This window comes from Peribacillus deserti, assembly GCF_016909175.1.
Taxonomy (GTDB): domain Bacteria; phylum Bacillota; class Bacilli; order Bacillales; family DSM-1321; genus Paraperibacillus; species Paraperibacillus deserti.
This window is the reverse complement of record NZ_JAFBFI010000018.1, coordinates 93,512-103,143: the sequence shown is the minus strand read 5'-3', so window position 1 is coordinate 103,143 and position 9,632 is coordinate 93,512. Positions and strand designations below refer to the sequence as shown.

Here is a 9,632-nt window from a genome sequence, read left to right as displayed (position 1 = left end):
CATTAACCATTATGGGAATAGCGAGCAATACAAAAACCCAAGATGAAATATTTTCATCTTGGGGTGTGAGTCAAGTAATCATGTGAGTTTCTTATGCCTGTCAGGTGTCTGCTTTTCTATGATTGAAGTGCTTACAATAATTACGTTAGTCATTGTGCCTATAAGGTATCGTTCCTGAAAAGCACCGTTCTCCGCTTTTCTTGGTGTCTAGCTGCAGCGCCTAGACCCTCGAGTCATAAGCCCATCAGTCCATGGAAAGGAAAATCGCTTTCCACGGCCTGCTCGTCTTATGCTTGTCGGGTCTGAGCAAGGCGCTTCCGCTTTTCTAGTTCCCTGTGAATTTGGGTTTTCTTTTTTCTACGAAGGCTTGGATGCCTTCTAGGTGGTCTTGTGTTCGTCTCATTTTTAGCTGTCCATGTTTTTCTAATTCTAGGATTTTGAGAAGGTTAGGTCTGTTGTTTTCTGCTAGTATTTTCTTTGTTTTTATCATGGCCGCTACAGGTTTTTGTTTCCACTCATTAATTTTTTGTTTAACAGCGGCTTCCAGGTTGTCTGTACTTTCATGAATTAGTCTTTTTTCAATTGCTTCATTGGCAGTTAATACTTTACCTTCCCAAATCAGCTCTTTTGCTTTTACCTCACCTAGTCTTCGTTCCAGGAAGAAATGTCCTCCTCCATCAGGAATGAGCCCAATTCCAATGAAGTTCATGGCAATCTTACTTTTGGAATCAGCAATGATATGATCACAGGCAAGAGCGATGGTTAGTCCCAGTCCCGCGGCGGCACCATGGACTGCACAAAGAGTTAATTTTGGCATGCAGTACAACGTCATGGAAAGTTCAGTGATGATATCCATCATTGCAAAGAAATCGCTCTCGTCTGATAAAGCAAGCATGGACTTTATGTCTCCGCCTGAACAAAACCCTTTGCCTTTTCCTTTTAACACGACTATATCTACTTGTTCATTTACTGTTAAGTCTTTAAGGGTAAGAACTAGTTCTCTTAACAAGTCTAGATTTAGTGCATTAATAGATTCAGGTCGATTAAGCTCTACAGCAGCCAGCCTTCCTGAATATGTAACTGTGACGAGACTTTGAATTGTTGTTGTATCCGCTTCCATTAGGATGCCTCCCTATTAAATGAATATGAATTCATTATACATGGGTTTAGGGTTTGTAGATAAGTATTATACAAAAATTAAGAATTTTGTCACAATATTACTTGGTTTTAGATATTTCCTGTGTCACTTGTTCTCTCAAAGCTCTTTTTAGAAATTTACCAACTGATGTTTTTGGAATCTCCTTCATAAAGATGATTTCATCCGGAATCCACCATTTTGCAAATTGCGGTGAGATAAATTCAATCAATTCCTCTTGTGTAACTCTTCCTTCGAATGTTTCCTTTAAGACCACACATGCTAAAGGGCGCTCCTGCCACTGCTCATGCGGTACAGCAATCACTGCTGCTTCGAAAACAGCTTCATGGGCCATTAGTGCATTCTCTAAATCTACCGAGGAAATCCATTCTCCTCCGCTTTTTATTAAATCCTTGGTTCTGTCGACAATTTTCACAAAGCCCTCCCCATCAATGGTAGCCACATCTCCTGTATAAAGCCATCCATCCTTGAATGAGTCTTGCGATCTATCATCTTTATAATATTCTGAAGCAATCCAGGGGCCTCGAATCAGCAGTTCTCCCATTTCTCTTCCATCAGGACTCACTTCGCCATTTGCCCCCATTACTTTGATCTCAAGTCCAGGTATAAGAACTCCCTGCTTCGCTTTAAGTTCTAATATCTCTTCCTCTGGCAATTCCTGCTGATAACTTTTCAATGTGGAGACAAGCACGATTGGACTGGTTTCTGTCATTCCGTAAGCATGCATAAATGGGATATTATATTTTTGTTCAAAGGCTTTTATCATACCTTTAGGTGCAGCCGATCCGCCGCATATCAATCCTCTTAAGCTGCTTAAGTCATACTGATTTTCTTCAATTTCTTTTAAAAGTCCGAGCCATATTGTAGGAACTCCTGCTGAGAGCGTAACTTTTTCTGATTGAATCAGTTCTGCAATCAGTTTAGGGGTAAAGTAAGGTCCCGGGAGAACCAGCGTTGTTCCAAACCATACTCCAGCAAAGGGCAACCCCCATGCATTCACATGAAACATAGGAACGATTGGCATCGCAATATCTTTTTCACTCAAAGCTGCACTGTCAGCAAGTCCAAGGGCCATGCTGTGAAGTACAATCCCACGGTGTGTATATACCACACCCTTTGGATTTCCTGTAGTTGCAGATGTATAGCACATGCCTGCAGGATCATTTTCATCAAGGTTTTGTTCAAATTGGAACAGCGGATTGCCTTCTTCTAGAAGTCTTTCATAATGAAAAACAGGGCTGAGGTTTGTGTCAGGAAGCGATTCGTTATCTGTCATGATAATAAATGCTTTCACTGTATGAAGTTCGTCTTTTATTGATTGAATGAGCGGCAGAAGATCAGAATCTATCAGCAACACTTTATCTTCAGCGTGATTAATAATGTAAGCAATTTGCTGAGGTGCTAAGCGGATGTTAATCGTATGGAGCACTGCACCAGAACAGGGTACAGCAAAGTATGCTTCTAAATGGCGATGATGGTTCCAGGCCATGGTTCCAACGCGGTCACCTTTTTCAACGCCTAATTCTTTTAGGCAGCTGGCCAATCTTCTCGTTCTTTCTCCCATTTCTTTGTATGTAAATCTGTGTATCCCGCCATCTGTCCGTGAAATCACCTGCTTTTTTGAGAAATATTTTTCGGCTCTCTCTAACATTTGGGTCATTAACAAAGGAGTATTCATCATAGTACTTTCCTCCTAAAATTTATTGATATATATATAGTTCTTTACGTGTAAGAGTTATTCCTTCCTCTAATGATTATTTTAGGCGCTGCTGTCTTGTCAAAAGAACGACTTTGGCTTTAGCTCTATTTTTTTTAACAACTAACCGCCTCACGACCCTGCTTCAACTATGGCAATGACAAAAAAAAGCCCTATAGCAGGGCTCAGACTTACATATTATTATCGTATTGTTTTATTTGTTGAAAAAGTTTCCTCTAGCAGGGTGATCTTTTGTGTAGTATAGCTTTCAAAGCTGTCATTGTATGATTTAGGATCCTTTGGATTGGCAAATTGAGTGATTTTTCCTGTATGCGGATGTACAAACTTACTTGCAGCTCCGCATCCGATGCCAATAATCGTCTGCATTTCTTCCATGATCATGATGTTATAAATGCTTTCCTGTCCTGGCACTGAATATCCTACGTTCTCCAGGTTTCCAAGAATATTTTTTTGGCGGTACAGGTAGTATGGAGTGTAGCCATGCTCTGCCGTCCATTCCTCTGCCATCCCCATCATGCCTTCGACTTCTGTTCTGGAAGCCACTTGATATTTTTGTTTATTTCTGGTCATTTCTGACGCTCGTTTGAAGGAAAGTGTATGAACAGTCAACGACTCGGGCATTAATTTTTCTGTCTCGCTCAAGGTGTATTCAAATTCCTTCGTCCCTTCGCCAGGCAGGCCAATAATTAAATCCATATTTATATTGTTCATACCCATTTCTCTTGCCAGTTTATATTTTTCAATCGTTTCTTCCACCGTATGATGGCGGCCGATTGCTTTTAACGTTTCCTGGATATAAGATTGAGGATTAATACTGATGCGGTCAATATTCCACTTTTTTAATACCTCTAGTTTTTCAGGCGTTATCGTATCAGGTCTTCCGGCTTCAACCGTTATTTCCCTGATGTTGTCCACATCAGGAAATGACTCATACATCTCTTCATAGAGCATGTCCATTTCTTCTGCCGTAATGCTTGTTGGGGTTCCCCCGCCATAATAAACCGTAGTGATGCGAATATTATTTTCTCTCAGCCATTTGCCTATTTCACGCATTTCGTAATGAAGACCGCCTAAGAAGGAATTAACGGAGCCTTGCCTCCCATTTATTGCATAGGCAGGAAACGTGCAATACGCACATTTTGTTGGGCAGAAAGGAATTCCGATGTAGATGCTGACCTCATTTTGAAGTGTGTAAAGATCAGGAACCACACTAAGCTGCCGTTCTACTATATTTTGCATAAGATTAATTTTTTCCGGTGAGATTAGATAATTCTCCAGCAAATCCTGATGTGACTCTGCTTGAGGTATTCCTGCCTGGGTCTTCTTATGCAGCAGCTTGGTAGGACGGATGCCGGTTAATATTCCCCACTTTTGGACCATACCGGTAGCTTCTTGCAGCAAAGTTAAATATGCCTTGCAAAGTGCATCCTTTAGCTGTTTAAACAGCTCTTTTTCTGTACTCCCAGGATCAACGGTTCCCTCAATACTTGTATGATAACTTTTGTCTTCTTCGACATGAAGGAGGGTAACAGTTCCTTTTAGATTTACGGGACTTTCAATCTTAAAATCTGCGAGGAAATCTGGATTTTCAGCAGCGGTAAAAGAAACCTTGGATTCCTCGAAGAATAAATTAGCTATATTAGTGAAGGGCCTGATCAGCCTTTCGTCTTCAATGCCTCTTATTTGAATGTGCAATTTAGTCACCTTGGTTTTCTGTAATTTTTTGGTTGCAAGTGATTACGAAATTATAAATTTTTTGGGAGCCGGGCTTGAAAACGGCTGCTATAAGTGTACAAAATACATGTTTGCCGGTCAATGCTGATATCAAAAAGGGCTCAGTCCCCCAGGACCGAACCCATTTTTACTTATGCTTTTAGATTTATGCTTAACTTTTCAGGTTTTATGCTTAGGTTTTTGAATTTTATGCTTATCTTTCTGGATTTTATGCTTAACATCTTAGGTTTTATGCTTAGCAGTGCTTATCGAATAGGATTTATGATTAGCCAGTTAACCATTTGCTTATTATTTGGCTTTATGCTTATCAATGCCTATCGTCTAGGATTTATGATTAGCCAGTTAACGGTTTGCTTTTTTTGTGGCCTTTATGCCAGTGTGTGCATACCGTCCAGGATTTTGATTATCCATTGAACTGTTGTGCTTAGCCGCTTCCCAGCCAAATCTCATTACTTGTTAACTTTTAGGTCTTTATTAAGGTCTTTATGCTCTATTTGCTGCTGCTTTCTAAAGAGTTCCTTTACTGTATAGGCTACTCCTTGCTGGTCATTGGTTCTGGTCTGCCAGTCTGCAGCTGATTTAACTTCTTTCACCGCATTTCCCATAGCTACTCCAAGGCCCGCCTGCTCTATCATGTCAAAGTCATCTGTCCCGTCACCTATAGCAACAATCTCACTTGTTCTTACATTTAAATGCTGGGCCAGATACCGTAAACCGTCCCATTTGGAAACGCCTTTTGGAACAATCGTGAATTTATTCTCATTTATTTGAATGGTGTCTATTTCGTCATACATCGTTCCGAGGGCTGTCATTAAATCTTTCAGCTCACTTACTGTATCACATATAACATCTATTTTAGGAGGAGCGGCAGGCTGCGCTGCCAGTGCCTCACTTAATATATCAACATATTGATGGGAATAAAAAAACGGTTCGTTTTTGTAAAAGGACGCTTTTCCTACTAAATTTTCCGGCAGGTTTACTCGATTCCCAATCATATATTTTTCATGGTATAACTTAATTTGGCTTGATGAAACTTCTAATAACTTTACAAGTTCCAGGGTTAGGTCTTCTGAAATTCTTTTAACTAAAATCGGCTTATCAAATGCACCCACATAGGCACCTTGATGGGCAACGATGTGAGGTTTAATTTTCAGAGCCTTTGCAACCTTTCTGGCAGACGCGAAATTCCGTGATGTCACCAGGGCGACAAAAACACCTTTTTGATGAACAAACTCAATTGCTTCTTTTGTCGTTTTATGCAAGCGGCTGTTGGTTTGGAGTAAGGTTCCATCTATATTAACGGCTAATAAGCGATACACCATGATGATCTCTCCCATCTGTTATGTCCTTACCAGATTTTTATGAAGAAAAGTATCATCATAGAACTGCCATGTCTTCCTAATATGGATGATACAAAAAAAAAGCCTTCCTGGGAATTTGTCCCTGGAAGACATTCGGCCGGTATTTTATTGCTAGTCAGCTGGTCCATACATTTCATCAAGAGGCTTTAAGATGATTTTGTTTAACTCGCCTACGATCATGCTCATTCTCTGTTCTGCTTCCATCAGCATGGATATTTTTGGGTTCTGCTGAACTAAAGCCACTGTTTTCTGAGCCTGCTGAATCTCATCCTGAGATATGTCCTGTCCCATCATTTGTTTCTGCTGAATATTCATCTGTACCTGGCGGAAGTTTTCAAACATACTTTTAGCACCTTGATCTGCATTTAATTCTGCAAAACGTTTTTTTAAGTCATTAAATTCCGGGCTTACCCGGATTGCTTTTTCCAAATCATAAGCCGCATCATATAAATTATTGCTCATTTATAATTCCTCCTTGTTTTCACCACTAAACAAAATCCATAATGGCTATCTTACCCTGTAATCATCCAACTATGCCACTATACCTCCACGTTAACTTAACATGAAATATTTATTGAGAGCAATGAAAGTACATTTTACTCTGCAATTATCAGATTTATTCATAGTAAATTTCCCGCCTATACATAGCGCTTTACAAAATATGCTCCCCTTTCATTCCATATTCGCATCCTTAAAGCCTTTGGCTTGAAGCCATGTTTTACGTTTGCCTATTGCTTATTCCTGTCCTAAAGCCTGAGAAGGATGGACGATTAAAACTCCAATGGATTATACTACATGTGGAGGGATGAGCATGATTTCACATTTTACATATGAAAATTTATTTACACATTCCGAAATGCCTGGCTGGAAAATTAGTTTCTTCTATAAACAGGGCCCATATTCTGGTATCTATCATTCTAATGGGCGAATTGAGTGGCTTTCTGAAGCTCCAGAAAAAGATAATGCCTCAAATATTGAAAGCTATATTCACGAACTAATGCTTTACCATGTTTATGAATAGAATCCCGAAAGTGGGGCTGCCATATGATTGACAAGCTGAAACAAAAATATCCAAATGCTTTTTTACATCGAAAGAATAGTCCTTACTTAAACGATTATATCTATTTAAAGGTATCAGAAGAAGAAGTAATAGGAATTCCTAATGAAGATGTTACTAAAGAAGAATCAAATCTTTTACATCTGCTATTCCCACCAGACGACCAATGGGAAGTAAAAGTTCCTCTGTCCGAAAAGGAACAGTGGAAGCGGTTTCTAAATAAAACCTCAGCAAGCGTCCCGAACACATCCTGGGAAAATGTAAGATTTATCTTTTTCACCGTACTTAGCAGAGAAACTCTGCAGCGGGAAGCCGAAGAAGCATTTCTCACTCTGTTCCCTTCTGAGTCAATCATTATCTGGCATTCCACACAGAAAGGTGTCCTAATAGAGCCGAGGTCAGTAGAAACTTTGAAAAAAAACGAACTCGAACCGGTACTTGCCGCGATTGAAAGTGATTTTTTCATCCAGTTTCGTTTGTTTGTAGGCTCATTCTTTAAGGTGAATAGCGAGCTGCCCGGCCACTATATGATAGAGGAAAGAAGTTTTTCAATTGGAGAGCAGTATTCTCCAGAGTATAGATTGCAGAACATTTCAAGTACATTTCCGTTTTTAATGGCCCGAGGCCTTGTTCAAGAGCACCAGGAGTGGTTTACTCACCATTTGCTTGGCGAAACCTTTGACGACCAGGAATTGATATCAACGATTAAGACGTATATAGAGTGCAGCTCCAACGCAAGCCTTGCTGCAAAAAAATTATTTATGCACAGAAACAGCCTTCAATACCGCATAGACAAATTCGTAGAAAAAACTGGCTTAGATATACGTATATTTGAGGATGCTCTCACTGTTTATCTATTGATTGTCATTTCCTTAGCAAATAAGTAGGCACTCTGCATAAAGGGTGTTTATTCTTTTTGTGCAGTCTGACATATTCTTTTTTCATGATACTAGGTACAATGAAATCAATAGAAGAACAATAGATTTCAGGAGGTATTCACATGGCAGAATTACGTTTAGAGCACATTTATAAAGAATATGATAATAAAGTAACAGCAGTAGAAGATTTCAACCTACACATTCAAGATAAAGAGTTCATCGTATTCGTAGGGCCTTCTGGCTGTGGTAAATCTACTACACTAAGAATGATTGCCGGACTTGAAGAAATTTCTAAAGGCGAGTTTTACATTGACGGAAGACTAGTTAATGATGTTCCTCCTAAAGACCGTGACATTGCAATGGTATTCCAGAACTATGCACTTTATCCTCATATGAGCGTTTATGATAACATGGCATTCGGCTTAAAGCTTAGAAAAATGCCAAAAGATGAAATTGATAGAAGAGTTAAAGATGCTTCAAGAATTCTTGGATTAGATCCATATCTTGATAGAAAGCCAAAAGCCCTTTCAGGCGGTCAGCGCCAGCGTGTTGCTTTAGGAAGAGCAATCGTTCGTGATGCCAAGGTTTTCCTAATGGATGAGCCTCTTTCAAATCTAGATGCTAAACTTCGTGTACAAATGCGTGCTGAAATTGCAAAGCTTCACAAACGTTTGGAAACAACTACAATTTATGTAACACATGACCAGACAGAAGCAATGACAATGGCTACTAGACTTGTTGTTATGAAGGATGGAATCATTCAGCAGGTTGGTTCACCAAAAGAAGTATATGAAAACCCTGAAAACGTATTCGTTGGCGGCTTCATCGGTTCTCCTGCGATGAATTTCCTAAATGGGACGCTTAAAAATGGCAAATTTGTAATCGGAGATGTTTCTGTAACTGTTCCTGAAGGCAAGTTGAAAATACTTCGTGAACAAGGCTATGAAGGAAAAGAACTAATCTTAGGAATTCGTCCGGAAGATCTTCACGATGAGCCTATCTTTATTGAAGCAAGCGATTCTGTAATTACTGCACATATTGAAGTAGCCGAATTAATGGGTGCCGAATTCATGCTTTACTCTCAAATCGGCGGCCAGGATGTAGTTGCACGTGTTGATGCGCGTACAATTGTAAAAGCAGGAGATAATCTTGAGCTAGCGCTTGATATGAATAAAGTCCACTTTTTCGATAAAGAAAGTGAGTCACGCATCCGCCCTCAGCGCCAGACAGTTACTGTATAATACATGCAAGAGAGCCGGTCTTTTGATCGGCTCTTTTCTTATTGTGTGATATCGGCTTATCAATAAATGAAGTGGATTGTATGCAGACCATTTTAACCTTTTCCTTATGGGTAATCTCCTGATTCTCATTCCTTGATAAACACAACTTGATCGTGTCCGCATGATAGGCAGGATAATAAGTGAGGGCATATATCGTCCTTGGAGGTATTCGTATATCCATCACCAAGCTTCACTGTCTTTTCATCATTATAGTGACCATAGGGATCGAGATAGTCAGACACCTTTCCTGAATCCTCCATAGTACTTCCACAGACAGTACATATTGCCTCCAATTTTTCTAAGCCATTGCAGTATGGGCACATAGCCAATTATTATTCCTCCTTCCCATAAAGCTTCTGTTTCCACTTAGTATTGATGTGAGGGCAGGGTAATATGTGTTTAAACAGGCAGGAAATAAATGAAGAATAGATATTTGCCACCCTGTCCAT

9 protein-coding genes are annotated in these 9,632 nt (G+C 39.7%); 3 read left to right on the top strand and 6 right to left on the bottom strand.

Annotated features, from left to right (window positions below; translation table 11 throughout):
• Positions 1-325 precede the first annotated feature (325 nt).
• The 5 genes from JOC77_RS17300 to JOC77_RS17280 all read right to left on the bottom strand — a co-directional run bounded on the left by JOC77_RS17300 (position 326) and on the right by JOC77_RS17280 (position 6,430).
• The gene (locus JOC77_RS17300) at positions 326-1,120 is read right to left on the bottom strand and encodes an enoyl-CoA hydratase (protein WP_204545928.1); all 795 of its coding nucleotides are present in this window, start codon (positions 1,118-1,120) and stop codon (positions 326-328) included.
• Between the two features lie 97 nt (positions 1,121-1,217).
• A complete protein-coding gene (locus JOC77_RS17295) occupies positions 1,218-2,837 on the bottom strand; it encodes a long-chain fatty acid--CoA ligase (RefSeq protein ID WP_204545925.1) in 1,620 nt (539 codons plus the stop codon).
• Positions 2,838-3,053: 216 nt separating this feature from the next.
• Positions 3,054-4,568: a coproporphyrinogen III oxidase gene (locus tag JOC77_RS17290; RefSeq protein ID WP_204545921.1), complete on the bottom strand. Its 1,515-nt coding sequence runs from the start codon at positions 4,566-4,568 to the stop codon at positions 3,054-3,056.
• A 488-nt stretch (positions 4,569-5,056) separates the two neighbouring features.
• Positions 5,057-5,929 carry a Cof-type HAD-IIB family hydrolase gene (locus JOC77_RS17285; RefSeq protein WP_204545918.1) on the bottom strand — a complete coding sequence of 291 codons (873 nt, stop codon included), beginning with the start codon at positions 5,927-5,929 and terminating at the stop codon, positions 5,057-5,059.
• 150 nt (positions 5,930-6,079) lie between these two features.
• Positions 6,080-6,430, bottom strand: coding sequence for a YlbF/YmcA family competence regulator (locus JOC77_RS17280; protein WP_204545915.1), 351 nt, complete (start codon positions 6,428-6,430; stop codon positions 6,080-6,082).
• 349 nt (positions 6,431-6,779) lie between these two features.
• On the opposite strand from JOC77_RS17280, the gene JOC77_RS17275 reads away from it, so the two are divergent.
• The 3 genes from JOC77_RS17275 (at position 6,780) to JOC77_RS17265 (ending at position 9,144) form a co-directional block, all read left to right on the top strand.
• Positions 6,780-6,989 (top strand): DUF5342 family protein, encoded by a 210-nt coding sequence (locus JOC77_RS17275; RefSeq protein ID WP_204545901.1) that lies wholly within the window; start codon positions 6,780-6,782, stop codon positions 6,987-6,989.
• A 23-nt stretch (positions 6,990-7,012) separates the two neighbouring features.
• Entirely contained in the window at positions 7,013-7,912 is a 900-nt protein-coding gene (locus JOC77_RS17270; protein ID WP_204545898.1) for a PucR family transcriptional regulator, read from the top strand.
• 113 nt (positions 7,913-8,025) lie between these two features.
• A complete protein-coding gene (locus JOC77_RS17265; protein WP_204545895.1) occupies positions 8,026-9,144 on the top strand; it encodes an ABC transporter ATP-binding protein in 1,119 nt (372 codons plus the stop codon).
• Between the two features lie 125 nt (positions 9,145-9,269).
• Here the strand turns inward: JOC77_RS17265 and JOC77_RS17260 are convergent, their stop codons facing one another.
• Positions 9,270-9,506, bottom strand: a complete 237-nt coding sequence (locus JOC77_RS17260; protein WP_338047245.1) for a hypothetical protein — start codon at positions 9,504-9,506, stop codon at positions 9,270-9,272.
• Positions 9,507-9,632: the final 126 nt, after the last annotated feature.

Coding starts and splice junctions, on each gene's coding strand:
- JOC77_RS17300 (WP_204545928.1), bottom strand. CDS start 1,120: ATGGAAGCGGATACAACAACAATTCAAAGTCTCGTCACAGTTACATAT.
- JOC77_RS17260 (WP_338047245.1), bottom strand. CDS start 9,506: ATGTGCCCATACTGCAATGGCTTAGAAAAATTGGAGGCAATATGTACT.
- JOC77_RS17285 (WP_204545918.1), bottom strand. CDS start 5,929: ATGGTGTATCGCTTATTAGCCGTTAATATAGATGGAACCTTACTCCAA.
- JOC77_RS17280 (WP_204545915.1), bottom strand. CDS start 6,430: ATGAGCAATAATTTATATGATGCGGCTTATGATTTGGAAAAAGCAATC.
- JOC77_RS17275 (WP_204545901.1), top strand. CDS start 6,780: ATGATTTCACATTTTACATATGAAAATTTATTTACACATTCCGAAATG.
- JOC77_RS17265 (WP_204545895.1), top strand. CDS start 8,026: ATGGCAGAATTACGTTTAGAGCACATTTATAAAGAATATGATAATAAA.
- JOC77_RS17270 (WP_204545898.1), top strand. CDS start 7,013: ATGATTGACAAGCTGAAACAAAAATATCCAAATGCTTTTTTACATCGA.
- JOC77_RS17295 (WP_204545925.1), bottom strand. CDS start 2,837: ATGATGAATACTCCTTTGTTAATGACCCAAATGTTAGAGAGAGCCGAA.